The organism is Streptomyces sp. IMTB 2501, assembly GCF_001953885.1.
Classification (GTDB): Bacteria; Actinomycetota; Actinomycetes; order Streptomycetales; family Streptomycetaceae; genus Streptomyces.
Map to the genome: position 1 here is coordinate 230,125 of NZ_MQUS01000004.1, position 23,730 is coordinate 253,854.

A 23,730-nucleotide genomic window follows, 5' to 3' on the forward strand; every position below is an offset into this window, starting at 1 on the left:
CACGACACCCTCAGAAGAGGAAGTAGCGCTGGGCCATGGGCAGTTCGACGGCCGGTGCGGCCTCGACCAGTTCGCCGTCGATGTGCACGGCGAAGCTGTCGGGGTCGATCCGGACGTCGGGCCGGGCGTCGTTCTCGCGCATGTCGGCCTTGGTCACCGCGCGAGTGGACTCGATCGGCACGAACCGCTTGCCGAGCCCCAGCCGCTCCGGCAACCCGTCCTCGATCGCCAACGGGGCTGCGAAGTTGACCGAGTTGGCGGCGGGAGCGCGGCCGATCGCGCCGTACATCGGACGGGGCAGGATCGGCTGCGGGGTGGGGATGGAGGCGTTGGCGTCGCCCATCTGCGCGTAGGCGATCTGGCCGCCCTTGAGCACGAGGAGCGGCTTGACGCCGAAGAACGCCGGCTCCCACAGCACGAGGTCGGCGAGCTTGCCGGTCTCGACGGAGCCGATCTCGGCGGCGAGGCCCTGGGCGAGCGCGGGGTTGATCGTGTACTTGGCGACGTACCGCCGTACCCGCCGGTTGTCGGCGCGCCCGTCGCCCGGCAGCGCGCCGCGCCGCCGCTTCATGACATGGGCGGTCTGCCAGGTCCGCAGGATCACCTCACCCACCCGTCCCATCGCCTGGGAGTCGGAGGAGATGATCGAGATCGCGCCCAGGTCGTGGAGGATGTCCTCCGCTCCTATGGTCGACGGACGGATCCGGGACTCGGCGAACGCCAGGTCCTCGGGGACGGCGGGGTTGAGGTGGTGGCACACCATCAGCATGTCGAGGTGTTCCTCGGCGGTGTTGACGGTGTACGGCCGGGTCGGATTGGTGGAGCTGGGCAGCACGTTGGGCTGCGAGACCACGGTCATGATGTCCGGCGCATGCCCGCCGCCGGCGCCTTCGGTGTGGTACGAGTGGATACCCCGGCCCGCGATCGCGGCGAGGGTGTCGCCGACGAAGCCCGCCTCGTTGAGGGTGTCCGTGTGGATGGCGATCTGGATGCCGGTGCGGTCGGCGACGGTCAGGGCCGCGTCGATGACGGCCGGGGTGGAGCCCCAGTCCTCGTGCAGCTTCAGGCCGGCCGCGCCGCCGCGGATCTGGGAGAGCATCGCCTCGTGGGAGACGGTGTTGCCCTTGCCGAGGAAACCGACGTTGACCGGGTAGGCCTCCATCGCCTCGAACATCCGGGCGAGGTGCCAGGGGCCGGGTGTGACCGTGGTGGCCTTGGAGCCCTCGGCGGGGCCGGTGCCGCCGCCGACCAGGGTGGTGATGCCGGAGGCCAGCGCCTCGTCGGCGATCTGCGGGCAGATGAAGTGGACGTGCGCGTCGATGGCGCCGGCGGTGAGGATCCGCCCGTTGCCCGCGATGATCTCGGTCTCGGGGCCGATGACCAGGTCGGGGTGGACGCCGTCCATGGTGTCCGGGTTGCCGGCCTTGCCGATCGCGGCGATCCGGCCGTCGCGGATGCCGACGTCGGCCTTGACGACACCCCAGTGGTCCACGACGACGGCGCCGGTGATCACGGTGTCGGGGGTGCCGTCGGCGCGGGTGGCGCGGGACTGGCCCATCGACTCGCGGATGACCTTGCCGCCGCCGAAGACCGCCTCGTCCCCGGAGGCGCCGGGGCCGCCGGAGCGGTCCTCCTCGATCTCGATCAGCAGGTCGGTGTCGGCGAGCCGGATGCGGTCGCCGGTGGTGGGTCCGAAGAGGTCGGCGTAGGCGCCGCGGGCGATCTCAGGCATCGAGGGCACCTCCGGTCTCCCCGCGCAGACCCGGCACGACCCGGGCGCCGGCGAGGGGTACGAGCTCGACCTCGACGGGGATGCCGGGCTCGAAGCGGACCGCGGTACCGGCGGCGACGTTCAGCCGCTTGCCGCGGGCCGCGGCGCGGTCGAACGCCAGGCCGGGGTTGGCCTCGGCGAAGTGATAGTGGGAGCCGACCTGGACCGGCCGGTCGGCGGCGTTGAGCACGGTCAGCCGGGTGATCTCACGGCCTGCGTTGACTTGGACGGGATCGTCCGCGAACAGGATCTCTCCGGGAATCATCGCAGCCGCCTCAGATGATCGGATCATGGACGGTGACGAGCTTGGTGCCGTCCGGGAAGGTGGCCTCGACCTGGACGTCGTGGATCATCTCCGGGATCCCGGCCATGACGTCGTCCCTGGTGAGGAGCTTACGGCCGGACGACATCAGCTCGGCGACGGTACGGCCGTCACGGGCTCCTTCGAGGATGTGCGACGTGATGAGGGCGACCGCTTCCGGGTGGTTGAGCTTCAGCCCGCGGGCCCGGCGCTTCTCGGCGACGTCGGCCGCCACATGGATGAGCAGCCTCTCTTGCTCATGCGGGGTCAGTTGCACGTCCCACCTCACAGTCCTTGCTCCGGACCGTGCGGGGTCCGGTTGCCGCTGCCATCACGACGGGGATAGGTGTAACACACAGACAAATCCCCGAATCATCCTCAATCCGGGCAGAAAAACCCCTGATGGCGTGGAGCGGCAGGTTAGTTCGCCGGAGTTTCAACGACGTTAACCAGACCTTGATCCACGGATGACCGCGCGATGGGGGCGCCGATACCCGTGCGGGTCAGGACACGGCGGGGCCGCGATGCTCCGCGGCGATCCCGAACCGCTGCTGTTCGCGCGGGGCGGAACCGATCTCGCGGACCCCTGAGACCGAGCTGACGACCTGCTCCCCGGCCGGCTCGCCGAGGGCGTCCAGCCGCTCCAGATCAGCGGCCGAGACCAGCGCGACCAGCGGCTTGCCGTGCCGTGTGACGACGACGCGCTCGCCGCCGTACACCACCCGGTTGATCAGGTCGGCGAGCTCAGCCCTGGCTTGCGTCACCGGAATCTCATAGACCATGACCCCATTCTAACGTCACGTACGTCCTGTACATTTTTTACAGAAGCCGAGCCCATCGGAGGCCGTGCGATGAGGAGGGGTGTGCCCATGTCCCATGCTTTCGCCCGTCATGTCCTGCCTGAGTTCACCGAGCGCACCAGCGGCGGCGAGCGCACGCTCGATCCCTACGGAAAGCTCTTCGAGGACCGGATCGTCTTCCTAGGCACCGCGCTCGACGACACGGCCGCGAACGACGTGATGGCCCAGTTCATGTACCTCGAACACGCGACCCCGGAGCGGGACATCACGCTGTACATCAACTCCCCGGGCGGTACGTTCAGCGCGCTGACGGCCGTCTACGACACGATGCGCTACATCAGTTGCGATGTGTCGACGTACTGCCTGGGCCAGGCCGCGTCCCACGCCGCGCTGCTGCTCGCGGCCGGCACACCGGGCAAGCGGTTCACCCTGCCCGGCGCACGCATGGTGATCGAGCAACCGCGCCTGCCCGAGCCGGTGGAGGGCCAGCCCAGCGACCTGTTCATCGAGGCCGAGGAGTTGGCCCGGGTGCGCGCACTGACGGAGGAGATGCTCGTACGGCACACAGGGCGCACGGCGGAGGAGGTGCACCAGGATCTGGAGCGGGACCTGGTCCTGGACGCCCCCGCCGCGATGGCCTACGGCCTGGTGGACGGCATCGTGCCCAGCCGGCGGAGCATGCCCGGCGCACCGGACCCCAAGTGAGCCGCCGATGCTGCCGGACCTGCCGCCGCTGCCCGCACTGACGCGTGCCGAGGGCGATCTGATCGACCGTTACCTGGAGGCGGCCGACCTGCTGGGCCGTATCAATCCCGCGCACGGCGGAGACACCTATCGCGGGCTGCGCGCGGCCCAGGCCCTGGTGCGCAAGGCCGCAGAGCTGCGTGACGCCCTCGCGTTGATGCACCAGCGGGGCGAGACGGAGCTGTACCGGGACACGCTGGCACGGGCTTTGCGGGTCCTGGACGGTGAACGTCGTACCGCGCGCGTCGCGCTCCCGCCCGACGGTGACCGCTGATCCGGACACCCGAGAGGCCGGACATGATCCGCATGTCGACGGGCGCCGCTCGCAACAGAGGTGAAACGGCCCGAACGGCGTACCGCCGACCGGGGTATATCCAGGTCGTTCATCGGATCTCCCGACTTGCGCACCGCGCGGGCCTCCGGCATGGAACGCGGTACTCCGCCCCAGGTCCGGGGCTACGACCAGGAGCTGACGACGCCTCGAACACCACACTGTCCACCCGAACGGGCGAGTGGTGAGTAACGCCACAAATCCCCGATTCCGTTGGGATTTTCCGACAGCTGTAGGTGAAGATCCCTGTCTGACGACAAGCCCCCGCCACCGCGGCGGGGCGGTCCGGGCGGACGCCGAGTCCTGCCGCCGCCCGGACGACCGGTCGACAGGAGTGGATCGGCAGGAGTGGAGGACCCAAGCAAGACGGGTCGCCGGAACGGAAGTTCGTCTGGTCGTCGCAGACGGGCGGAGATTCCGAGCAGCCCTAGGGGTGAAGCCGCGGCAACGCGGCCGGGCAACTTCGCCAGCCCGAATCCGACAGGTCATCCTTCACAGGCGGCTGACGAAGGGTTGCGCATGACTGCGCTCAATCGTGTCCCGTCGCTCATGGCCCGGGCCAGTACGGCCTCGGCACTCACCCTCGCCGCCGTCGGCGGCTCGATCACGGTTCCCGGTCTCGCCCCCGAGGCCTCGGCCGCGACCCTCGCGTCGAAAGCACTGCAGGTCGCGGCCTCGCAGAAGGGGGCGCCGTACCAATGGGGAGCCACCGGGCCGCACAGGTTCGACTGCTCGGGGCTGACGCTCTACTCGTTCAAGAAGGCGGGCAAGAGCCTGCCGCGCACCGCCGCCGCGCAGTACAACAAGTCACACCACATCTCGGCCGGCAGCCGTAGGGCCGGTGACCTGGTGTTCTTCCACTCGGGCTCCAACGTCTACCACGTCGGCATCTACGCCGGCCACGGGAAGATCTGGCACGCGCCCAGGACGGGGGACGTGGTACGGCTCCAGAAGATCTGGACGTCGAGCGTCTGGTACGGCCGGATCAACTGACCCTGCGTCAGCTCAGGAGCGGCTCCAGCAGCAGGGCCGCTCCCAGCACCGTCAGCGCCACCCCGGTGACCGCCTGAAGCCCACGGGCGGCCCGGGGCCGGCGCAGCCACCTGCCCAGCCGGTCGACCAGCAGCACGACCACCTGGAACCACACCAGTGCCAGCACGCACACGATCAGCGCGAGCAGCAGCGTCCGGGGCAGCGCATGGCCCCCGGCGGGCACGAACTGCGGGAGCAGGCTGAGGAAGGTCAGCGACGCCTTCGGATTGAGGACGTTGGTGACAAAGCCCTGGCGCAGCGGGTGCGCCGCCTTGGCCGCCGTCTCCTCGGGCGCCTCGGCGGACCCGCGCAGCGACCACAGGGTGCGCACCCCGAGCTGCAGCACATAGGCGCCGCCCAGCAGCTGCAACGCCCGGAACAGCGCGGGCACGGCCACCAGCACGGCCGCGACACCGGCCACCGCCAGGGTGGTGTGGACCAGGAGTCCCCCGGCGATGCCGAGTCCGCAGACCGCGCCGGCCCGGCGTGAGACCAGCGCGTTGCGTACGACCACGGCGAAGTCGGCGCCCGGCATGGCGACCAGTCCGGCGGCGATCCCGGTGAAGGCGATGAGCTGTACATCCATGCCGCCAGCGTGCCCTGGCAGAGCCTTCAGCAGGTATTTCGGATTTTCTGCGTGGACCTAAAGGGATGCTTTAGGCTGGCGGCATGTACGACCCCACCCGGCTGGCCGCGCTGGTGGCCGTGGCGGAGGCCGGCTCGATCACGCGCGCCGCCGACCGGCTCGGCTACACCCCGCCCGCCCTCTCCCAGCAGCTGGCCAAGCTGGAGCGGGAGGCGGGCACGTCTCTGCTGGTCCGCCATCACCGCGGGGCCCGGCTGACCGAGGCGGGCGAAGTGCTGGTGGCGCGGGCCCGGATCGTGCTGGACGAGCTGGAGCGGGCCCGGCACGAGCTGGCGCGGCTGACCGGGCTCACCGGTGGGGCGCTGCGGCTCGGCACCTTCCCGACCGCCGGGGTCCATCTGCTGCCGCCGGCACTGAGCGCGTTCCGCCGGGCGCATCCCGATGTCACGCTGTCCGTCGCGGACTACGACCCGCCGGCCGGGGTCACGGCGGTGGCGGCCGGCGAGGTGGACCTGGCGCTGACCCACACCTACCACCCGGCCGAGCCCGTGCCCGTGCCGTCGTCGGTGCGTCTGGAGCCGGTCCTGGTGGAGGAGCTGGTGCTGGTGACCGCGCCGGGACACGCTCTGAGCAGTGCCTCGTCCCGGCTGCCGCTGGCGGAGCTGGCCGGGCAGCCGCTGATCAGCATGGCACCGCACCATCCGGCCCGCCGCGAGGTCGAGGGCCTGCTCGCGGAGGCGGGCGCCACGCCTGCGCTACTGGTGCCGACCCCCGGCTACGCCGTGGTGTGCGCGCTCGTCAGCGCCGGCCTCGGGGTGGCCGTCGTACCGGAGATGGTGGCCCGTACCGCGGCCACACCGGTCGGAGTACGCCCTCTGGAGGCGGGCCGTCTGCGCCGGACCATCTCGGTGGCCCACCGCGCGGACGAGACGACTCCGGCCGCGGACGCCTTCCGGACGCTGCTGCGGGGGGCCTTCGGCCGAGCCGGGCGATAGCGCTCCTGGAGTGCCACGACGGCTACGGCACCGGTTCCACCGGAGCCGTCCACGGGAGTTCGATCGAAACCGTCTTGCCGCCCTCGCGGGTGGGGCGGACACGGAGTTTGCCGCCGCACTCGGCGGTGAGACAGCGGATGATGACCATGCCGCGGCCGTTGTCCTGCTGGACGGCGGCGGGCAGTCTCTTCGGGAAGCGCGGGTGACTGTCCGTGACGCCGATGCGCAGATGTTCGTCACGGTCCAGCGCGATGTCGACCGTGAAGGTGGGTGACTGTCCGAGGGTGTGCTGTACGGCGTTCGTGGCGAGTTCGGAGACGATGAGCCGCACCGTGTCGGCCACGTCGGTGTCCGACGGCAGGCCCCACTCCGCGAGCGTGCCCACGACGTAGGAACGGGCGGCGGAGACCGAGGCTGGATCGCTCGGCAGAGTGACGGATGCTTCCAGATGGTCTGCCATGGCGACGTCGTCCCTTTCCCACGGGACCGCAGTCCGACACGGAGCGGAAGGTTCGAGTACGGTCCCGGACTGGTGCTTGCTCGTCAGCCTGCCATCACCGGGCCGGTCACGGGGAGCGATCCACCAAGATATGCATATATCTGTCGCCCGAAGCGGTGAACTCTACGACGCGAGACCGTATTTGGGCGGCCCGGAAGGAGTAAGGAGGAGCCCATGCAGAACGGGCCGGCGGTGCGGCGCCGCAAACTGGGCGCCGAATTGCGCATGCTGCGTACCGGTGCGGGGCTCACGAGCGGTGAGGCGGCCCGGCTGGTCGGCTGGCACCAGTCGAAGGTTAGCCGTATCGAGACGGGTGCCAGCGGCGCGAAACCGGCCGACGTGCGGTTACTCCTGGACGCGTACGAGGTGCGGGACGGGCAGCTGCGCGAGCTGCTGCTGATGCTGGCGGGCTCCGAGGAAGCGGGCGACCGGCACCGCTGGTGGCACGCCTACCGCGGGGTGCTGCCGCCCACCTACCGCGATTTCATCAGCCTGGAGTCGCAGGCCAGCGCGATGCGGACCCTGGAGACCACGGTCGTACCCGGACTGCTCCAGACGCCCGAGTACGCCCGCGCGGTGACCCGGGCGGCCGTGACGGACCTGGACGACGAACGCCTGGACACGCTGGTGGAGGTTCGGCTGGCCCGGCAGGACGTGCTGCGCACCGAACGGCCGCTCAGGCTGAGCGCGGTGCTGGACGAGGCGGTGCTGCGGCGCGAGATCGGCGGCCCCGAGGTGATGGCCCGGCAGCTGGAACGGCTGATGGACGCGGCCCGGCTGCCCCAAGTCCGGCTCCAGATCCTGCCGTTCGGCGCCGGTGCGCATGTCGGCCTCACCGGACCTTTCGTAATCTTCTCATTTCCGAGCACTTCTGATCTAGACGTGGTTGTTCTCGACCAGTTGACGAGTAGCCTCTACCTGGAGCGGAAAGAAGACCTCATGGCCTACTCAGAGGCCTTCGACACCCTTCGGATGCACGCCCTTTCACCCAAGGAATCGTTGGATTACATCGCCGGGATAGGTGACGGCGCGTAAGGAGGCACCATGTCAGCACTGCCTCGGAACGTCCCTGCCAGTACCGATCTGCACGACGTGCGATGGCTGCGCAGCAGCTACAGCACGGGAGCCAACAACTGCGTCGAGACGGCCCGGCCGCGCTCCGGCCCCTGGGCCGGACTGCTCGCCGTGCGCGACTCCAAGAGCCCCGCCGGACCCGCGGTGCTCTTCTCGGCCCGGAGCTGGGCCGGGTTCCTGACCGCACTCTGATCAAAATCGATCACAGGTAATCACTCATAGGTGAAGCACGGCCGTGTCACGCCGACTCATGGTCGCGTTTCGCCGATCACCCGTACAGCGCGTTCGATCTCCGCCCCGGACAGGTCCGCCCGGGCGGTCAGCCGCAGCCGTGAGATGCCGTCGGGCACGGAAGGAGGACGGAAGCAGCCCACGGCCAGCCCCGCGGCACGGCAGTCGGCCGCCCAGCGCACCGCCTGCTCCGGGGACGGAGCGCGCACGGAGACCACCGCGGCGTCCGGACGCACCGCTTCCAGACCCGCGGCGGTCAGCCGGGTGTGCAGTTCCGTGGCCACCGCACGGGCGCGCGCCGCGCGCTCCGGTTCGCGCACGAGCAGCCGCAGTGCCGCGAGCGCGGCGCCGGCCGCCGCAGGCGCCAGGCCCGTGTCGAAGATGAAGGTCCGGGCCGCGTTGACCAGATGGCCGATCACCCGCGCCGGGCCGAGCACCACTCCGCCCTGGCTGCCCAGCGACTTGGACAGGGTGGCCGTGACCACCACGTCCGCGGCGCCCGCCAGCCCCGCCGCGTACGGCGCGCCCCGGCCGCCGTCGCCCAGCACCCCGAGCCCGTGCGCGTCGTCGACGACCAGTCCCGCGCCGTACTCCCGGCACGCCTCGGCCAGCGCCTCCAGCGGGGCCCGGTCGCCGTCGACCGAGAACACGGTGTCGGAGACGGCGATCGCCGGCCCCTGATGGGTGGCCAGGGCCTTGCGCACCGCCTCCGGGTCGGCGTGCCCGACGACCTGCCTCTCGCCGCGGGCGAGCCGGCAGCCGTCGATGAGGGAGGCGTGGTTGCCGGCGTCGGAGACGATCAGCGAGCCGTGCGGGGCCAGCGCGGTGACCGCGGCCAGGTTGGCGGCGTACCCGGAGGAGAAGACCAGCGCGGCCTCGAAGCCGCAGAAGGCGGCCAGTTCGCGCTCCAGCTCGGTGTGCAGCTCGGTGGTGCCGGTGACCAGCCGGGAGCCGGTGGAGCCGCCGCCCCAGAGCCGGGCGGCCCGGGCGGCCCCCTCGGTGACCTCGGGGTGGTGGGCGAGGCCGAGGTAGTCATTGCTCGCCATGTCCAGCAGGGGCGAGTCGGCGGGGCGGGGGCGCAGGGTGCGTACGAGTCCGGCGCGGCGGCGCGCCTCGGCCTGCTCGTCGATCCAGCCGAACGCCATGGGTCCTCCGGGGCTTTTGTAGGTAGCGGACAGACCCTAGCGGTACGGTCGGCCGCCCAGGGTGTGGCAATACCCACACGGTGAACCGTCTCCGTTGTGCAAACTCTCCTTGGCCCGGAGCGGCCTCGTAGGACAGGATCAGGCCTCATGGACCTGCTGAAGACGCTGGTGGACAAGGGGCTTCGGCGTGAGCTGCCGACCCGCGAGGAAGCGCTCGCCGTGCTGGCCACCTCCGACGACGATGTGCTCGATGTGGTGGCCGCGGCCGGAAAGGTGCGTCGGCACTGGTTCGGGCGACGGGTGAAACTCAACTATCTCGTCAACCTCAAGTCGGGCCTGTGCCCGGAGGACTGCTCCTACTGTTCCCAGCGGCTCGGCTCGAAGGCCGAGATCCTGAAGTACACCTGGCTGAAGCCCGACGAGGCCTCCCAGGCGGCCGCCGCCGGTCTCGCGGGCGGCGCCAAGCGGGTCTGCCTGGTGGCGAGCGGACGCGGCCCGACGGACCGGGACGTGGACCGGGTCTCGGAGACCATCAAGACGATCAAGGAGCAGAACGAGCACGTCGAGGTGTGCGCGTGCCTCGGTCTGCTCTCCGACGGCCAGGCCGAGCGGCTGCGCAAGGCGGGCGCGGACGCCTACAACCACAACCTCAACACCTCGGAGTCCACCTACGGGGACATCACCACCACCCACACCTACGCCGACCGGGTGGACACGGTGAACAAGGCGCACGCGGCCGGCCTGTCCGCCTGCTCCGGCCTGATCGCGGGCATGGGCGAGAGCGACGAGGACCTGGTCGACGTGGTCTTCTCGCTGCGGGAACTGGACCCGGACTCGGTGCCGGTGAACTTCCTCATCCCGTTCGAGGGCACTCCGCTCGCCAAGGAGTGGAACCTCACCCCGCAGCGCTGTCTGCGGATCCTCGCGATGGTCCGGTTCGTCTGCCCGGACGCGGAGGTCCGCATCGCGGGCGGCCGTGAGGTCCATCTGCGCGCGATGCAGCCGCTCGCGCTGCACCTCGCCAACTCGATCTTCCTCGGCGACTACCTGACCAGCGAGGGCCAGGCCGGCAAGGCGGACCTGGAGATGATCGCCGACGCCGGGTTCGAGGTGGAGGGCGCCGGCGAGGTGACCCTGCCGGAGCACCGGGTCGAGGCCGCGGGCGGCTGTGGCTCGCACGCCAGCGCCGGGTGCGGGTCTGGATCCGGCTGTGGCTCCCACGAGGGGGCGGACGTGTGCGGTACGACGGCCGCGCCGGCCGCTCAGGAGGCGCGCACCGATCTCGTCGCCGTCCGCCGCCGGGGCGCCGGAACGGACCTCGCGCCCAATGCCTGACCTGCCCCGCCTGGGCGTGCCCGAGCTGCTGGAGCTGGACCGACGGCATGTCTGGCACCCGTACGGCCCGATGCCCGGACGTACCGAACCGCTGGTCGTGGAGTCGGCCGGCGGGGTGCGTCTGAAACTGCGGCTGGCCGACGGATCCGAGGACGAGGTCGTGGACGGCATGTCGTCCTGGTGGTCGGCGATCCACGGCTACAACCACCCGGTCCTCAACGAGGCGGCGCACGAACAGCTCGGACGGATGAGCCATGTGATGTTCGGCGGGCTCACGCACGAGCCCGCCGTACGGCTCGCGAAGCGCCTTGTCGACATGTCACCAGAGGGACTTGAGCATGTGTTCCTGGCCGACTCCGGATCGGTGTCGGTCGAGGTCGCGGTGAAGATGTGCCTGCAGTACTGGCGCTCGCTCGGCCGGTCCGGCAAGCAGCGGCTGCTGACCTGGCGGGGCGGCTACCACGGCGACACCTGGCAGCCGATGTCGGTGTGCGACCCGGAAGGCGGGATGCACGGGCTGTGGTCCGGTGTACTGCCGCGCCAGGTGTTCGCCGACGCGCCGCCCACGGAGTACGAGGAGTCGTACGCCGACCAGCTGCGGGAGCTGATCGGGCGGCACGCGGACGAGCTGGCCGCGGTGATCGTGGAACCGGTCGTACAGGGCGCGGGCGGGATGCGCTTCCACTCCCCCGCGTATCTGCGGGTGCTGCGCGAGGCGTGCGACGCGCACGACGTGCTGCTGGTGTTCGACGAGATCGCCACCGGCTTCGGCCGCACCGGCGCGCTGTTCGCGGCGGATCACGCGGGTGTCACCCCGGATGTGATGTGCGTGGGCAAGGCGCTGACCGGCGGCTATCTGACGCTGGCGGCCACGCTGTGCACCGCGCGGGTCGCCGAGGGCATCTCGCGGGGCGAGGTGCCGGTGCTCGCGCACGGCCCGACGTTCATGGGCAACCCGCTGGCGGCCGCGGTCGCCTGCGCCTCGCTCGACCTACTCCTGGGGCAGGACTGGCAGGCGGAGGTCAAACGCATCGAGACCGGCCTGTGGGAGGGGCTGTCGCCGGCCCGTGAGCTGCCCGGGGTACGGGACGTCCGGGTCCTCGGGGCGATCGGCGTCGTCCAGCTCGACCACGAGGTGGACATGGCCGCGGCCACCGCGGCCGCCGTGCGGGAGGGCGTCTGGCTGCGCCCGTTCCGCGATCTGGTCTACACGATGCCGCCGTACATCACCTCGGACGAGGACGTGGCACGGATCGCACGCGCGGTGTGCGCCGCGGCGCGGGAGGGATGACATGCCGGTTCTGGTGATCACGGGGACGGGCACGGAGGTCGGCAAGACCGTCACCACCGCCGCCGTCGCCGCCGCCGCGCTCGCGGCCGGACGCTCGGTGGCCGTGCTGAAGGCCGCCCAGACGGGGGTACGGCCGGACGAACGCGGGGACGCCGACGAGGTCGCGCGGCTCGCGGGTGCGGTCACGACTGCCGAAGTCGCCCGCTATCCGGAGCCGTTGGCGCCGGGCACGGCGGCCCGGCGGGCGGGCATGGCCCCGGTTCATCCGCACGAGGTGGCCGAGCGGGCGGCCAAGCTGGCCGCCGAGCACGATCTGGTGCTGGTGGAGGGGGCGGGCGGGCTGCTCGTCCGCTTCGACGCGGCCGGCGGCACGCTGGCCGACACGGCGGAGCTGCTGGGCGCGCCGCTGCTGGTCGTGGCCTCGGCCGGGCTCGGCACCCTGAACACCACGGAGCTGACGGCTCGCGAACTACGGCGCCGGGAGCTGGAGTTGGCAGGCGTGGTCATCGGCAGCTGGCCCGGCTCCCCGGACCTGGCCACCCGCTGCAACGTCGCGGATCTGCCGGAGGTGGCGCAGGCGCCTCTGCTCGGGGCGATTCCCTCCGGGGCGGGCGGTCTGTCACCGGCCGGCTTCCGCACGGCGGCGCGCGGCTGGCTCGCACCCCGACTGGACGGTACATGGGACGCAGCGGCGTTCCGGACGCGGGAGGCATCCTGACGGGGCACGGGGTCTGTGCCTGATGCGCGGCTGACGCCGCGATGGGAGTCCCCCGGGTTCGAGCGAAGCCGAGAACTCGGCGGAGCGACCGGCCACGACGGCGCCGCGGACGACCGACGGCGCAGTGCGGCGGTTCGACGCGGAGCGCTGCGGCCCATGGCGTGTGCCGAGGGTGCGGCGGCGCCGTACGGGGGACACTCTTCCCAGAGCCGTCCTGCTCCGGGAGGTTGTCATGCGATTGCTGTCCTCCGCCTCCGGCAAGGTGACGGGGAGTCCTGTCCACCATCCGGTCTTCGCACGCTGCTACGCCCGCGTCAGCGTCCGCGCCGAGACCCGGCTGGGTGTGGCCGGGCTGCGGGAGCGGCTGCTCGCCGGGCTGTCGGGGCGGGTGATCGAGATCGGTGCGGGCAACGGGCTGAACTTCTCGCACTATCCGGGAACCGTCGCGGAGGTCGTCGCGATCGAACCGGAGCCGTTGCTCAGGCAGTTGGCGCTGGAGTCGGCGCTGCGCGCCCAGGTGCCGGTCGACGTGGTACCGGGCGCCGCCGAGGCACTGCCGGTCAAGAGCGAGGCGTTCGACGCGGCGGTGCTGTCCCTGGTGCTGTGCAGTGTGCGGGACGTGCCACGGGCGCTCGGCGAGGTGCGGCGCGTGCTCAAGCCGGGCGGCCAGGTGCGGTACTTCGAGCACGGGCTGGGCGGCGGCCGGCTGATGACGCTGACCCAGCGCACCCTGGACCGGACGGTGTGGCCCACGCTGACCGGCGGCTGCCATCTGGCCCGGCAGCCGGTGGCGGCGCTGCGCGCGGCCGGGTTCACCCTCGGCCCCCAGCGACCGGTGCTGTTGCCTGAGAACGGGCCCACGCTGCCGTCCTCGTACTGCACGCTCGGGGTCGCCTGGCGGCCGGACGAACCGGCCGCGCGCTGATCAAAGGCTCCAGCGGCGCAGCTCGCGCGCGATGTCGTCCACGTCGGCCGCACCCTCCTTCACCAGCCGGGCGAGGTCGCGCACCTGCTCGGGCGAGGTGGCCACCTTCGCACCGCTGGCGACCAGGTAGGCATAGGCGACCGCGGAGGCGAACAGCGCGTTGGACCGCTCCAGCGCCGGCACATGGATCAGCAGCTGGAGCAGGGCGGCGGCGCGGGCGTACGGGTCGTCGTAGACGGGCACGCCGAATATCTCCGCGCGGTGCCGGGCGACGGCGGCCACCAGCGCGCCCCAGTCGGTGACCTGCGGGTCCCCGGGCGTCTTCTGTTCGGCGAGCATGAGGAGCCAGGCGAGGTCGATGCTGAGCTCGTTCAAGGGATCAGCGGCCGTCCCCGGTGCGGGTGCCGCGGGTCTCGGTGAACTCCTCGGCGAACACGGACTCGTACTGCTTCATGAAGTCGGCGGCGGCCTCGACGAACGTACGGCCGGCCTCCCCGGTGTCCTGTCTGACCAGCTCTTCGATATAGCGGTTGACGCTGATGCCACGGGCCAGGGCGCGTTCACGGGCCGCGCGGGCGGTGCCCTCGTCCACGCGCACGTTCAGCTGGGTCTTCGCCATGCCTCGACGCTAGCGCCGGCTTGCTAGCAAAGGCAAGGGCGCACGGATGACAAGGCACGGGCGCACGGTCTGCACAGCCAGGGCGCACGGAAGGGCTGCGCCGGGTCGGTGCGTCCCTTACGCTCGCCCGGGACGGGCGGTTCAGGCGATCGGGAGGCGGTCTTGTCCACACCTGCTGCACTGCACGCACCCGAAGGCGCCGTCGCGGCCCGCGCCCGCGGCCTCACCAAGGCGTACGGCTCCGGCGAGACGGCCGTCATCGCCCTGGACTCGGTGGACGTCGACATCGCGCGCGGCCGTTTCACCGCCGTGATGGGGCCATCGGGGTCCGGGAAGTCCACGCTCATGCACTGTCTGGCCGGGCTCGACACGGTGTCGGCCGGCCAGGTGTGGCTGGGCGGCACCGAGATCACCGGGCTGAGGGAACGGGAGCTGACCCGGCTGAGGCGCGACCGGGTCGGGTTCATGTTCCAGTCGTTCAACCTCATCCCGACGCTGACGGCCGCCGAGAACATCACCCTGCCCATGGACATCGCGGGTCGCAAGCCCGACGAGCGGTGGCTGCGGCAGGTCATCGACACGCTCGGCCTGCGCGACCGGCTGACGCACCGGCCCGCCCAGCTCTCCGGCGGTCAGCAGCAGCGCGTCGCGTGCGCGCGGGCGCTGGCCTCCCGGCCGGAGCTGATCTTCGCCGACGAGCCGACCGGCAACCTCGACTCGCGGGCCGGTCTGGAGGTGCTGGGCTTCCTGCGCGGCGCGGTGGACGATCTCGGGCAGACGGTCGTCATGGTCACCCACGACCCCGGCGCGGCCGCCCATTCCGACCTGGTGCTCTTCCTGGGCGACGGGCGGATCGTGGACGGGATGGAACGGCCGACGGCGGAGGCCGTACTGGACCGCATGAAGCAGTTCGATGTCGTCCGGGACCGGCTCGGCGACGACGGCACCGCCCTGGAGGACTGACCCGGTGCTCAAGGCGACCCTGAGGAGTTTCCTCGCGCACAAGGGGCGGCTCGCGCTGTCCGCGCTGGCCGTGATCCTGTCCGTGGCGTTCGTCGCGGGCAGCCTGATCTTCTCCGACACGGTCACCCGCACGTTCGACCGGCTGTTCGCCTCCACGGCCGCCGATGTGACGGTCCAGCCGAAGCAGCAGGATCTGCGGTCGGCCCGGGTGAGCGGTGCGGTGCAGACCCTGCCCGCCGCGCTGCGGGACCGGGTGGCGAAGGTCGGCGGGGTCGCGGCGGCCCGCGCCGAGGTGTCGGTGCAGAACGCCGTCGTGGTCGACAGCCGCAACAGGTCCGTCGGCCCGACCACCGGCGCCCCGACCATAGCCATGGCCTGGCATCCGACCGATCGCAGCCCGGTGAAGCTCACCTCCGGCCATGCGCCGCGCGGTGCGGGCGAGGCGCTGCTGGACGCCGACACGGCAGACAAGAAGCACGTACGGATCGGCGACACGCTGACCGTGCAGGCGCAGCCGGGCAGTTTCCGGGTGCGGGTCGTCGGCATCGCCACGTTCACCACCACCAACCCCGGCGCGGCCCTGGTCTTCCTGGACCCGGCGGTGGCGGGCCGCGAGCTGCTGGGGTCGGCCGCGCTGGCGACCAGCGTCACGGCGGACGCGGCCAAGGGAGTGTCCGACGCGGAGCTCAAGCACCGGATCGGCGCGGCGGTCGGCACCGGCACCTACGATCTGAAGACCGCGAACGAGCAGGCCAAGTCGGCGGCGGCCAGCCTCGGGACGTTCCTGGACGTCATCAAGTACGTGATGCTGGGCTTCGCCGGTGTCGCGCTCCTGGTGGGCGTGTTCCTCATCGTCAACACCTTCTCCATGCTGATCGCCCAGCGCACCCGGGAACTGGGCCTGCTGCGGGCACTCGGCGCGGACCGGCGGCAGGTGCGGCGCTCGGTGCTCACGGAGGCGCTGCTGCTCGGGCTGGTCGGTTCGACGCTCGGTCTCGCCGCCGGGATCGGGCTGGCGCTCGCGCTGATCCGGCTGATGACCGCGTTCGGGATGAACCTGAAGGCCACAGAGATGGTCATCGGCTGGGGCACGCCCGTCGCGGCGTACGTCGTCGGTGTCGGCGTCACCTTCGTGGCCGCCTATCTGCCCGCCCGGCGCGCTGCGGCGGTGTCGCCCATGGCGGCGCTGGTGGACGCCGAAGTCGCCGGTGTGGGCAAGCCGTTGAAGGCGCGGGCCGTCGTCGGCGGGGTGGTCGGGGCGATCGGCGCGGCCGCGCTGGCCGGGTGCGCCGCGGCCACGAAGACCGCGCAGGCGGCCTCGCTGCTCGGGCTCGGCGTGGCCCTGACACTGATCGCGACCGTCATCGCCGGACCTCTGCTGGTGCGGCCGGTGATCCGGGTGCTGGGTGCGGCCTTTCCCGCCCTGTTCGGCCCGGTCGGCCGGATGAGCCAGCGCAACGCCCTGCGCAATCCGCGCCGTACGGGCGCCACGGCCGCCGCGCTGATGGTGGGCCTGGCCCTGGTGGGCGGCATGTCGGTGGCGAGCGCCTCCATGTCCGCTTCGTTCGACCAGCAGATCGACAAGAAACTCGGCGCCGACTTCATCGTCCAGAACACCAACTTCGTCCCGTTCACCAAGAAGGTGCGGGACACCGTGGCGGCGACGCGCGGCGTGGGGCTCGTCGTACCACAGCGGCTCACCCAGGTCGCCGTACGACTGCCGGACGGCGACCGGGTCCAGACGGCCGCCGCCGCGTACGGTCCGCGGCTCGACGACGTCGTGCACATCACGTACGCACGGGGCGGTTCGGCGGCCGCGCTGGCGGACGGTCACCTCGCCATGGACGCCGGTTTCGCGAGGAGCCACGGCGTGCGCGTCGGCAGCGTCCTCCCGGTCGAGTTCCCGGGCGGGCGGCACACCGAGCTGACCGTCGGCGCACTCACCGACCAGGAAACGGCGGACGGGTTCGGCACCCAGGGCGGCCTCTACTTCGGCCTGGCGACCCTGGACAGGTATCTGCCGGACGCACAGGACTCCGTGCTCTACGTCAACGCGGCCGGCGGCACCGCGCCGAAGGACCTGCGCCTCCGGCTGGAACGGGCGCTCAAGCCGTACCCCCAGGTCCAGGTGCGCAACCAGAGCGACTACAAGCAGCTGGTCCACGACCAGATCGCCGTCCTGCTGTACCTGGTGTACGCGCTGCTCGCGCTGGCGATCGTCATCGCCGTGCTCGGAGTGGTCAACACCCTCGCGCTGTCGGTGGTGGAGCGGACCCGCGAGATCGGGCTGCTGCGCGCGATCGGGCTGGGGCGGCGGCAGTTGCGCCGGATGATCCGGCTGGAGTCGGTGGTGATCGCGGTGTTCGGCGCGGTCCTCGGGCTGGGGCTGGGGCTTGTGTGGGGCGTGTGCATGCAGCGGGTACTGGCCCTGCGCGGACTGACGGCGCTGGCGATCCCCTGGACCACGATCGTCGCCGTCGTACTCGGCTCGGCCGTGGTCGGCGTGGTGGCGGCCCTGCTGCCTGCACTGCGGGCGTCACGGATGAACGTGCTGGCGGCGATCGCCCACGAGTGACGGGGCCTCCCTCCCTCCGGGACGGAGGCGCAGGTCCGGTCCGGGCTCAAGTCACCCACGGCAGACGCAAGGAGTCCGCATGATGGAAATCCCCGCACGAGGGACGCACCCCGTGATCCGGTGATCACATGACTGACCTGTGTATACGTCCGGCAGCGCACGACGACCTGGACCGTGTTCTCGCCTTTTGGAAGACGGCCGCCGAGGGCACCAGCATCAGCGACGACCGGGCCGGGGTGGACCGGCTGGTGGACCGCGATCCCGAGGCGCTGATCCTCGCCGAGAGGGACGGCGAGCTGGTCGGCACCGTGATCGCGGGCTTCGACGGCTGGCGCTGCCATCTGTACCGGCTCGCGGTGCATCCGGAACGGCGCCGGCAGGGCATCGGCTCGGCGCTGCTGGCGGCCGCCGAGGAGCGGTTCGTACGGCTCGGCGGGCGGCGCGCGGACGCGATGGTGCTGGTTCGCAACGAGCGGGCGCAGCAAGCCTGGGGCGCGGCCGGATACGGCCCGGAGGAGCACTGGCGGCGCTGGGTGAAGCCCCTCAAGGAGTGAGACACCAAGCCCTCTTTGCTCATCCTTTACCATTGAGGGAGCACTCGGCCCGCTATGAAAGGTTGTGAGCGTCCGCCCATGGGCGAGCCTCCCAGTCCGCGCCACCGCGCGTCCCGTCCTGCCCTGTCCGATCATGGGACGGGGGTGACCCGATGACCGAAGTGCTCCTCCTCCTGGTGGCGATCCTGCTGTCGCTGGCCTGCGGTGCCTTCGTGGCGGCGGAGTTCTCGCTGACCACGGTCGAGCGCGGCGAGCTGGAGCGCGCCGCCGAGCGCGGCGAGCGCGGCGCCCCCGGCGCCCTCAAGGCCGCACGGAACCTGACCTTCCAGCTCTCCGGCGCCCAGCTCGGCATCACGGTCACCAACCTGGTCGTCGGCATGCTCTCCGAGCCGTCCATCGCCAAGCTGCTCGCCGGGCCGTTCCGGGCGATGGGCCTGTCGGGCGGCATGGCGAGTTCGGTCGCCCTGGTGCTCGGTACGGCCCTGTCGACGGTGTTCCTGATGGTCGTCGGTGAGCTGGTGCCGAAGAACTGGGCCATCTCCTCGCCGCTGGCCGTGGCCAAGCGGGTCGGCAACCCGCAGCGCTGGTTCAGCGCGGCCTTCCGGCCCTTCATCACGCACCTGAACAACACGGCCAACCATGTCGTGCTCCGGTTCGGCATCGAACCCGCCGAGGAACTGGCCTCGGCGCGCGGTCCGCAGGAGCTGGCGGCGCTCGCCCGGCACTCCGCCAAGGAGGGCGCCCTGGAGGCGGACACCGCCGAGCTGTTCGTACGGACGCTGAACCTGGCCGACCTGACCGCGGAGAACGTGATGACCCCACGCGTCCAGGTCGTCGCCCTCGACACCCAGGCGAGCTGCGAGGACGTGGCCAACGCGACCCGGGCCACCGGTCTGTCCCGGTTCCCGGTCTACCGGGGCAGCCTGGACTCGGTCGTCGGCGTCGCCCACATCAAGGACGTGCTGGCAGTGCCGGCCGAGCAGCGCCGGCACCGCCGTGTGGCGCAGGTGATGCGCGAGCCGCTGCTGGTCCCCGAGTCGCTGACCGTCGACCGGCTGCTGGACCGGCTCGGGGGCAGGCGCACCATGGCCGTCATCATCGACGAGTACGGCGGCACGGCCGGCGTGGCGACCCTGGAGGACATCGTCGAGGAGGTCGTCGGCGAGGTGCGGGACGAGCACGACCCGCACGAGACGCCGGACCTCGCCCCGGCCGGCGCGGACCAGGACGGCCGGGCCCTGTTCTCGGCCGACGGCGCCGCCCGCACCGACCAGCTCGCACGCGTGGGTCTACGCGTGCCCGAGGGGCCGTACGAGACCCTGGCCGGCCTGGTCGCGACCCTGCTGGGCCGGATACCGCGGACCGGCGACACGGTCGAGGTCGCCGGCTGGCGGCTGGACGTGGTGGACGCCACGGGCCGCCGGGCGGCGCGGGTGCTGCTGCACGCGCCGCTGGACGACGAGCGGGCCGACGAGACCACGGAGGGGGCGCGATGACCGCCGTACAGCTGCTGATCGGCCTGGCGACGCTGGTCGTCAACGCCTTCTTCGTCGGCGCCGAGTTCGCGCTGATCTCCGTGCGCCGCTCGCAGATCGAGCCGCTGGCCCAGGAGGGCGACCGGCGGGCGAAGGCCGTCCTGTGGGGCCTGGAGCATGTCTCGGCGCTACTGGCCGCCGCCCAGCTCGGCATCACCCTGTGCACGCTGGTCCTGGGTGTGGTCGCCGAGCCGGCGATCGCGCATCTGCTGGAGCCGGTGTTCCACACCATCGGCGTGCCCGAGAGCGCGGGGCACGTCGTGTCCTTCGTGATCGCGCTGGCCCTCGCGACCTATCTGCACATGCTGCTGGGCGAGATGGTCCCGAAGAACATCGCGCTCGCGGAACCGGTGCGCAGCGCACTGCTGCTCGGCCCGCCGCTGGTGGCGCTGTCCCGGGCGCTGCGCCCGGTGATCTTCACGATCAACGCCTTCGCGAACGGGCTGCTGAAGCTGCTCAGGGTGGAGGCGAAGGGCGAGGTCGCGGCGACGTTCACGGATCTTGAGCTGGCCGAGATCGTCAGGGACGCCGGCGAGGCGGGCCTGATCGACGACCGTGCCCGGGAGCGGCTGCACGACGCGCTGGAGCTGGGCAGCCGGCCGGTGCGTGACGTCGTGGTGCCGCTGGAGCGGGTGGTGTACGCGCATGTGGGCGTCACCCCGGAGCAGGTGGAGCGGCTGTCGGCGGAGTCGGGCTTCTCCCGGTTCCCGGTGGTCGACGTGGGCCGTCGGATCGTGGGCTATCTGCACATCAAGGACGCGCTGGACGCCTCGCCGCGGGACATGCCGTTCCGGCTGCGTGACATGCGGCCCATCGCGCGGGTACGGGAGCGGACCCCGCTGGACGACGTGCTCACCGCGATGCGGGGCAGCCGTACGCATCTCGCCGCGGTGCTCGGCGACGACGGCCGGCTGGCCGGTCTGGTGACCATGGAGGACGTACTGCGGGAGCTGTTCGGGCAGCCGGCTCCGGGCTGACGCCGGTCGGTCCCGGGGCGACCGACCGGCGGGTATGGAGCCGGGATACCATCGCTCACGCCATGCAGACGAATCCCACACCTCCCCCGTACAGCAGCCTGGTCGCGGTCGGTGACTCCTTCACCGAGGGCATGTCGGACCTGCTCCCCGACGGCTCCTACCGGGGCTGGGCCGACCTGCTCGCCGCACGGATGGCTGCCCGGACGCCGGGCTTCCGGTACGCCAACCTGGCCGTGCGCGGGAAGCTGATCGGGCAGATCGTCGACGAGCAGGTGGGCGTGGCGGCGGCCATGAAAGCCGACGTGATCACGCTGGTCGGCGGGCTCAACGACACCCTGCGGCCCAAGTGCGACATGGGCCGGGTGAAGGGCCTGCTGACCGAGGCCGTGGAGCGGCTGGCCCCGTCCTGCAAACAGCTCGTACTGATGCGCAGCCCCGGCCGCCAGGGCCCGGTGCTGGAGCGGTTCCGCCCGCGCATGGAGGAGCTGTTCGCCTGCGTCGAGGAGCTGGCGGCGCGGCACGGCGCGCTCGTCGTCGACCTGTACGGGGCGCCGTCGCTCGGCGACCCCCGGCTGTGGGACGTGGACCGGCTGCATCTGACGGCGGAGGGGCACCGCCGGGTCGCCGAGGCGGTGTGGCAGACGCTCGGGCACGAGCCGGAGGACGCCGAGTGGCGGGTGCCGATGCCGGCCACGCCCCCGCCGGGCTGGGGGGCGCGCCGGGTCGCGGACGCACGGTTCGCCCGGCAGCACCTGCTGCCGTGGATCGGGCGGCGCCTGACCGGCCGCTCCTCCGGCGACGGCCGCCCGGCGAAGCGCCCGGAGCTGCTGCCGTACGAGGGTCAGGCGTAGCGTCTGCTGCCATGACCACGCGGGTGATCAACGTACGGGGCCGGATCCACGAGTTCGGCCCCCGGCTGGAGCACGCCCCCGAGGACGTGGTCTATGTCGGGCGGCGGTGGACGATGGGCGGCTGGGATCTGTCCCGGCATCCGCTGTACAACCCGTTCGCCTACGACACCCCGAAGAAGAAGCGGGACGGCACCCGCGCCGAGGTCATGGCGGTGTACCGGGCCCATCTGCTGGAGCGGCCGGAGCTGCTGGAGCTGGTCGCGGAGCTGCGCGGCAGGACCCTGGCCTGCTGGTGCGCGCCGGAGCTGTGTCACGCGGACGTGCTGGCGGAGCTGGCCGACACCGACGGGTGACGCGGGTCTCGTAGCTTCCGCCGAGCGGGGGCGGGGGGCTGGCCTGCACAAATCGCCAGTAGAATCTGGTCACGTGACTTCTGCGCCCGCCAAGCCCCGTATCCCGAACGTCCTCGCCGGACGCTACGCCTCCGCCGAGCTCGCCACGCTCTGGTCCCCCGAGCAGAAGGTGAAGCTGGAGCGGCAGCTCTGGCTCGCCGTGCTGCGCGCCCAGAAGGACCTCGGCATCGAGGTGCCGGACGCGGCGATCGCCGACTACGAGCGTGTCCTCGACACCGTCGACCTGGCCTCCATCGCCGAGCGCGAGAAGGTCACCCGGCACGATGTGAAGGCCCGGATCGAGGAGTTCAACGACCTCGCCGGGCACGAGCACGTGCACAAGGGCATGACCTCCCGCGACCTCACGGAGAACGTCGAGCAGCTGCAGATCCGGCTCTCGCTGGAGCTGGTGCGCGACCGTACGGTCGCCGTGCTGGCGCGCCTCGGCAAGCTGGCCGGCGAGTACGCCGAGCTGGTCATGGCCGGCCGCTCGCACAACGTGGCCGCGCAGGCCACCACCCTCGGCAAGCGGTTCGCGACCGCCGCAGACGAGCTGCTCGTCGCCCACGGCCGGGTCGAAGAGCTGCTCGGCCGCTACCCGCTGCGCGGCATCAAGGGCCCGGTCGGCACCGCGCAGGACATGCTGGACCTGCTCGGCGGTGACGCGGCCAAGCTCGCCGGGCTGGAGGACCGGATCGCCGGGCACCTGGGCTTCTCACAGGCGTTCACCTCGGTCGGCCAGGTCTACCCTCGCTCGCTGGACTACGAGGTCGTCACCACGCTGGTGCAGCTGGCGGCGGCGCCGTCCTCGCTGGCCAAGACGATCCGGCTGATGGCCGGGCACGAGCTGGTCACCGAGGGCTTCAAGCCGGGCCAGGTCGGCTCCTCCGCGATGCCGCACAAGATGAACACCCGCTCCTGCGAGCGCGTCAACGGCCTCATGGTCATCCTGCGCGGCTACGCCTCGATGACCGGCGAGCTGGCGGGCGACCAGTGGAACGAGGGCGACGTGTCCTGCTCGGTGGTGCGCCGGGTGGCCCTCCCCGACGCCTTCTTCGCCCTGGACGGTCTGCTGGAGACCTTCCTGACGGTCCTCGACGAGTTCGGCGCCTTCCCGGCGGTCATCGCCCGCGAGCTGGACCGCTACCTGCCGTTCCTGGCCACCACCAAGGTGCTCATGGGCGCGGTGCGGGCCGGGGTGGGCCGCGAGGTCGCGCACGAGGCGATCAAGGAGAACGCCGTCGCCACCGCGCTCGCGATGCGCGAACAGGGCGCCGAGCGCAACGATCTGCTCGACAAGCTGGCCGCCGACGAGCGCCTCCCGCTCGACCGGGAGCGGCTGGCGGCCCTGATGGCCGACAAGCTGTCCTTCACCGGCGCGGCGGCGGCCCAGGTCGGTGTGGTCGTCGGCCGGATCGAGGAGATCGTCAAGCAGCACCCGGAGGCGGCCGGCTACACGCCAGGAGCGATCCTCTGACCCGCGCAC

At 71.6% G+C, this 23,730-nt stretch carries 27 protein-coding genes and 1 riboswitch; of the genes, 18 read left to right on the forward strand and 9 right to left on the reverse strand.

Going from position 1 to position 23,730, the window contains the following annotated elements:
- Positions 1-10: 10 nt before the first annotated feature.
- From AV521_RS09515 to AV521_RS09530, 4 genes are all read right to left on the reverse strand, one after another.
- Positions 11-1,732, reverse strand: a complete 1,722-nt coding sequence (locus AV521_RS09515; protein WP_076086290.1) for an urease subunit alpha — start codon at positions 1,730-1,732, stop codon at positions 11-13.
- Positions 1,725-2,036 carry an urease subunit beta gene (locus tag AV521_RS09520; protein WP_076086293.1) on the reverse strand — a complete coding sequence of 104 codons (312 nt, stop codon included), beginning with the start codon at positions 2,034-2,036 and terminating at the stop codon, positions 1,725-1,727. The genes AV521_RS09515 and AV521_RS09520 overlap by 8 nt, the downstream gene beginning before the upstream one ends.
- 10 nt (positions 2,037-2,046) lie before the next feature.
- Positions 2,047-2,349: an urease subunit gamma gene (locus tag AV521_RS09525; protein WP_076086296.1), complete on the reverse strand. Its 303-nt coding sequence runs from the start codon at positions 2,347-2,349 to the stop codon at positions 2,047-2,049.
- A 226-nt stretch (positions 2,350-2,575) separates the two neighbouring features.
- On the reverse strand, positions 2,576-2,854 hold the full coding sequence (locus AV521_RS09530) for a type II toxin-antitoxin system Phd/YefM family antitoxin (RefSeq protein WP_076086299.1): 279 nt from the start codon (positions 2,852-2,854) through the stop codon (positions 2,576-2,578).
- An 87-nt stretch (positions 2,855-2,941) separates the two neighbouring features.
- Between AV521_RS09530 and AV521_RS09535 the strand changes: the two genes are divergently transcribed.
- The 3 genes from AV521_RS09535 (at position 2,942) to AV521_RS09545 (ending at position 4,940) form a co-directional block, all read left to right on the forward strand.
- Positions 2,942-3,577 carry an ATP-dependent Clp protease proteolytic subunit gene (locus tag AV521_RS09535; RefSeq protein ID WP_076086302.1) on the forward strand — a complete coding sequence of 212 codons (636 nt, stop codon included), beginning with the start codon at positions 2,942-2,944 and terminating at the stop codon, positions 3,575-3,577.
- A 7-nt stretch (positions 3,578-3,584) separates the two neighbouring features.
- On the forward strand, positions 3,585-3,890 hold the full coding sequence (locus AV521_RS09540) for a hypothetical protein (RefSeq protein ID WP_076086305.1): 306 nt from the start codon (positions 3,585-3,587) through the stop codon (positions 3,888-3,890).
- A 435-nt stretch (positions 3,891-4,325) separates the two neighbouring features.
- A riboswitch (cyclic di-AMP (ydaO/yuaA leader) is annotated at positions 4,326-4,464 on the forward strand.
- Between the two features lie 2 nt (positions 4,465-4,466).
- Entirely contained in the window at positions 4,467-4,940 is a 474-nt protein-coding gene (locus AV521_RS09545; protein WP_076086308.1) for a C40 family peptidase, read from the forward strand.
- A 7-nt stretch (positions 4,941-4,947) separates the two neighbouring features.
- Here the strand turns inward: AV521_RS09545 and AV521_RS09550 are convergent, their stop codons facing one another.
- Positions 4,948-5,565, reverse strand: coding sequence for a LysE family translocator (locus tag AV521_RS09550; protein ID WP_076086311.1), 618 nt, complete (start codon positions 5,563-5,565; stop codon positions 4,948-4,950).
- A gap of 83 nt (positions 5,566-5,648) precedes the next feature.
- On the opposite strand from AV521_RS09550, the gene AV521_RS09555 reads away from it, so the two are divergent.
- Positions 5,649-6,560: a LysR family transcriptional regulator gene (locus tag AV521_RS09555; protein WP_076086314.1), complete on the forward strand. Its 912-nt coding sequence runs from the start codon at positions 5,649-5,651 to the stop codon at positions 6,558-6,560.
- 22 nt (positions 6,561-6,582) lie between these two features.
- On the opposite strand, the gene AV521_RS09560 is transcribed toward AV521_RS09555, so the two are convergent.
- On the reverse strand, positions 6,583-7,020 hold the full coding sequence (locus tag AV521_RS09560) for an ATP-binding protein (protein WP_076086317.1): 438 nt from the start codon (positions 7,018-7,020) through the stop codon (positions 6,583-6,585).
- Positions 7,021-7,233: 213 nt separating this feature from the next.
- Here AV521_RS09560 and AV521_RS09565 point away from each other — a divergent pair, with 213 nt between their 5' ends.
- Together AV521_RS09565 and AV521_RS09570 are read left to right on the forward strand one after the other, a co-directional pair.
- Positions 7,234-8,094: a helix-turn-helix transcriptional regulator gene (locus AV521_RS09565; protein WP_076086320.1), complete on the forward strand. Its 861-nt coding sequence runs from the start codon at positions 7,234-7,236 to the stop codon at positions 8,092-8,094.
- Positions 8,095-8,103: 9 nt separating this feature from the next.
- Positions 8,104-8,325, forward strand: a complete 222-nt coding sequence (locus tag AV521_RS09570; RefSeq protein ID WP_076086323.1) for a DUF397 domain-containing protein — start codon at positions 8,104-8,106, stop codon at positions 8,323-8,325.
- Positions 8,326-8,381: 56 nt separating this feature from the next.
- On the opposite strand, the gene AV521_RS09575 is transcribed toward AV521_RS09570, so the two are convergent.
- On the reverse strand, positions 8,382-9,509 hold the full coding sequence (locus tag AV521_RS09575; RefSeq protein ID WP_076086326.1) for an 8-amino-7-oxononanoate synthase: 1,128 nt from the start codon (positions 9,507-9,509) through the stop codon (positions 8,382-8,384).
- Positions 9,510-9,656: 147 nt separating this feature from the next.
- Here AV521_RS09575 and bioB point away from each other — a divergent pair, with 147 nt between their 5' ends.
- From bioB to AV521_RS09595, 4 genes are all read left to right on the forward strand, one after another.
- Positions 9,657-10,844 carry a biotin synthase BioB gene (bioB, locus tag AV521_RS09580; protein ID WP_076086329.1) on the forward strand — a complete coding sequence of 396 codons (1,188 nt, stop codon included), beginning with the start codon at positions 9,657-9,659 and terminating at the stop codon, positions 10,842-10,844.
- Positions 10,837-12,135, forward strand: coding sequence for an adenosylmethionine--8-amino-7-oxononanoate transaminase (locus AV521_RS09585; protein ID WP_076086332.1), 1,299 nt, complete (start codon positions 10,837-10,839; stop codon positions 12,133-12,135). The genes bioB and AV521_RS09585 overlap by 8 nt, the downstream gene beginning before the upstream one ends.
- 1 nt (position 12,136) lies before the next feature.
- A complete protein-coding gene (gene bioD / locus AV521_RS09590; RefSeq protein WP_079249191.1) occupies positions 12,137-12,853 on the forward strand; it encodes a dethiobiotin synthase in 717 nt (238 codons plus the stop codon).
- 232 nt (positions 12,854-13,085) lie between these two features.
- Entirely contained in the window at positions 13,086-13,778 is a 693-nt protein-coding gene (locus AV521_RS09595; protein ID WP_076086335.1) for a class I SAM-dependent methyltransferase, read from the forward strand.
- On the opposite strand, the gene AV521_RS09600 is transcribed toward AV521_RS09595, so the two are convergent.
- Both AV521_RS09600 and AV521_RS09605 read right to left on the reverse strand, forming a co-directional pair.
- Complete coding sequence (locus AV521_RS09600; RefSeq protein WP_023552541.1) at positions 13,779-14,153, reverse strand: hypothetical protein; 375 nt, start codon at positions 14,151-14,153, stop codon at positions 13,779-13,781.
- A 4-nt stretch (positions 14,154-14,157) separates the two neighbouring features.
- Positions 14,158-14,397, reverse strand: coding sequence for a toxin-antitoxin system, antitoxin component (locus tag AV521_RS09605; RefSeq protein WP_076086338.1), 240 nt, complete (start codon positions 14,395-14,397; stop codon positions 14,158-14,160).
- A gap of 162 nt (positions 14,398-14,559) precedes the next feature.
- Here AV521_RS09605 and AV521_RS09610 point away from each other — a divergent pair, with 162 nt between their 5' ends.
- The 8 genes from AV521_RS09610 to purB all read left to right on the forward strand — a co-directional run bounded on the left by AV521_RS09610 (position 14,560) and on the right by purB (position 23,721).
- On the forward strand, positions 14,560-15,360 hold the full coding sequence (locus tag AV521_RS09610) for an ABC transporter ATP-binding protein (RefSeq protein ID WP_076086341.1): 801 nt from the start codon (positions 14,560-14,562) through the stop codon (positions 15,358-15,360).
- Positions 15,361-15,364: 4 nt separating this feature from the next.
- A complete protein-coding gene (locus tag AV521_RS09615; RefSeq protein ID WP_076086736.1) occupies positions 15,365-17,935 on the forward strand; it encodes an ABC transporter permease in 2,571 nt (856 codons plus the stop codon).
- Between the two features lie 128 nt (positions 17,936-18,063).
- Positions 18,064-18,489: a GNAT family N-acetyltransferase gene (locus AV521_RS09620; RefSeq protein ID WP_076086344.1), complete on the forward strand. Its 426-nt coding sequence runs from the start codon at positions 18,064-18,066 to the stop codon at positions 18,487-18,489.
- Between the two features lie 152 nt (positions 18,490-18,641).
- The gene (locus tag AV521_RS09625; protein WP_076086348.1) at positions 18,642-19,985 is read left to right on the forward strand and encodes a hemolysin family protein; all 1,344 of its coding nucleotides are present in this window, start codon (positions 18,642-18,644) and stop codon (positions 19,983-19,985) included.
- Positions 19,982-21,001 carry a hemolysin family protein gene (locus AV521_RS09630; RefSeq protein ID WP_076086351.1) on the forward strand — a complete coding sequence of 340 codons (1,020 nt, stop codon included), beginning with the start codon at positions 19,982-19,984 and terminating at the stop codon, positions 20,999-21,001. The genes AV521_RS09625 and AV521_RS09630 overlap by 4 nt, the downstream gene beginning before the upstream one ends.
- Before the next feature lie 62 nt (positions 21,002-21,063).
- Positions 21,064-21,852, forward strand: a complete 789-nt coding sequence (locus AV521_RS09635; protein ID WP_076086353.1) for an SGNH/GDSL hydrolase family protein — start codon at positions 21,064-21,066, stop codon at positions 21,850-21,852.
- Between the two features lie 11 nt (positions 21,853-21,863).
- Complete coding sequence (locus AV521_RS09640) at positions 21,864-22,205, forward strand: DUF4326 domain-containing protein (protein WP_076086356.1); 342 nt, start codon at positions 21,864-21,866, stop codon at positions 22,203-22,205.
- 73 nt (positions 22,206-22,278) lie between these two features.
- The gene (gene purB / locus AV521_RS09645) at positions 22,279-23,721 is read left to right on the forward strand and encodes an adenylosuccinate lyase (protein ID WP_076086359.1); all 1,443 of its coding nucleotides are present in this window, start codon (positions 22,279-22,281) and stop codon (positions 23,719-23,721) included.
- The last annotated feature ends 9 nt before the right edge of the window (positions 23,722-23,730 follow it).

Excerpts from the sequence above, each read along its gene's own strand:
- AV521_RS09515 (WP_076086290.1), bottom strand. The coding sequence starts at position 1,732 with ATGCCTGAGATCGCCCGCGGCGCCTACGCCGACCTCTTCGGACCCACC.
- AV521_RS09520 (WP_076086293.1), bottom strand. The coding sequence starts at position 2,036 with ATGATTCCCGGAGAGATCCTGTTCGCGGACGATCCCGTCCAAGTCAAC.
- AV521_RS09530 (WP_076086299.1), bottom strand. The coding sequence starts at position 2,854 with ATGGTCTATGAGATTCCGGTGACGCAAGCCAGGGCTGAGCTCGCCGAC.
- AV521_RS09535 (WP_076086302.1), top strand. The coding sequence starts at position 2,942 with ATGTCCCATGCTTTCGCCCGTCATGTCCTGCCTGAGTTCACCGAGCGC.
- AV521_RS09540 (WP_076086305.1), top strand. The coding sequence starts at position 3,585 with ATGCTGCCGGACCTGCCGCCGCTGCCCGCACTGACGCGTGCCGAGGGC.
- AV521_RS09545 (WP_076086308.1), top strand. The coding sequence starts at position 4,467 with ATGACTGCGCTCAATCGTGTCCCGTCGCTCATGGCCCGGGCCAGTACG.
- AV521_RS09550 (WP_076086311.1), bottom strand. The coding sequence starts at position 5,565 with ATGGATGTACAGCTCATCGCCTTCACCGGGATCGCCGCCGGACTGGTC.
- AV521_RS09555 (WP_076086314.1), top strand. The coding sequence starts at position 5,649 with ATGTACGACCCCACCCGGCTGGCCGCGCTGGTGGCCGTGGCGGAGGCC.
- AV521_RS09560 (WP_076086317.1), bottom strand. The coding sequence starts at position 7,020 with ATGGCAGACCATCTGGAAGCATCCGTCACTCTGCCGAGCGATCCAGCC.
- AV521_RS09565 (WP_076086320.1), top strand. The coding sequence starts at position 7,234 with ATGCAGAACGGGCCGGCGGTGCGGCGCCGCAAACTGGGCGCCGAATTG.
- AV521_RS09570 (WP_076086323.1), top strand. The coding sequence starts at position 8,104 with ATGTCAGCACTGCCTCGGAACGTCCCTGCCAGTACCGATCTGCACGAC.
- AV521_RS09575 (WP_076086326.1), bottom strand. The coding sequence starts at position 9,509 with ATGGCGTTCGGCTGGATCGACGAGCAGGCCGAGGCGCGCCGCCGCGCC.
- bioB (WP_076086329.1), top strand. The coding sequence starts at position 9,657 with ATGGACCTGCTGAAGACGCTGGTGGACAAGGGGCTTCGGCGTGAGCTG.
- AV521_RS09585 (WP_076086332.1), top strand. The coding sequence starts at position 10,837 with ATGCCTGACCTGCCCCGCCTGGGCGTGCCCGAGCTGCTGGAGCTGGAC.
- bioD (WP_079249191.1), top strand. The coding sequence starts at position 12,137 with ATGCCGGTTCTGGTGATCACGGGGACGGGCACGGAGGTCGGCAAGACC.
- AV521_RS09595 (WP_076086335.1), top strand. The coding sequence starts at position 13,086 with ATGCGATTGCTGTCCTCCGCCTCCGGCAAGGTGACGGGGAGTCCTGTC.
- AV521_RS09605 (WP_076086338.1), bottom strand. The coding sequence starts at position 14,397 with ATGGCGAAGACCCAGCTGAACGTGCGCGTGGACGAGGGCACCGCCCGC.
- AV521_RS09620 (WP_076086344.1), top strand. The coding sequence starts at position 18,064 with ATGACTGACCTGTGTATACGTCCGGCAGCGCACGACGACCTGGACCGT.
- AV521_RS09625 (WP_076086348.1), top strand. The coding sequence starts at position 18,642 with ATGACCGAAGTGCTCCTCCTCCTGGTGGCGATCCTGCTGTCGCTGGCC.
- AV521_RS09630 (WP_076086351.1), top strand. The coding sequence starts at position 19,982 with ATGACCGCCGTACAGCTGCTGATCGGCCTGGCGACGCTGGTCGTCAAC.
- AV521_RS09635 (WP_076086353.1), top strand. The coding sequence starts at position 21,064 with ATGCAGACGAATCCCACACCTCCCCCGTACAGCAGCCTGGTCGCGGTC.
- AV521_RS09640 (WP_076086356.1), top strand. The coding sequence starts at position 21,864 with ATGACCACGCGGGTGATCAACGTACGGGGCCGGATCCACGAGTTCGGC.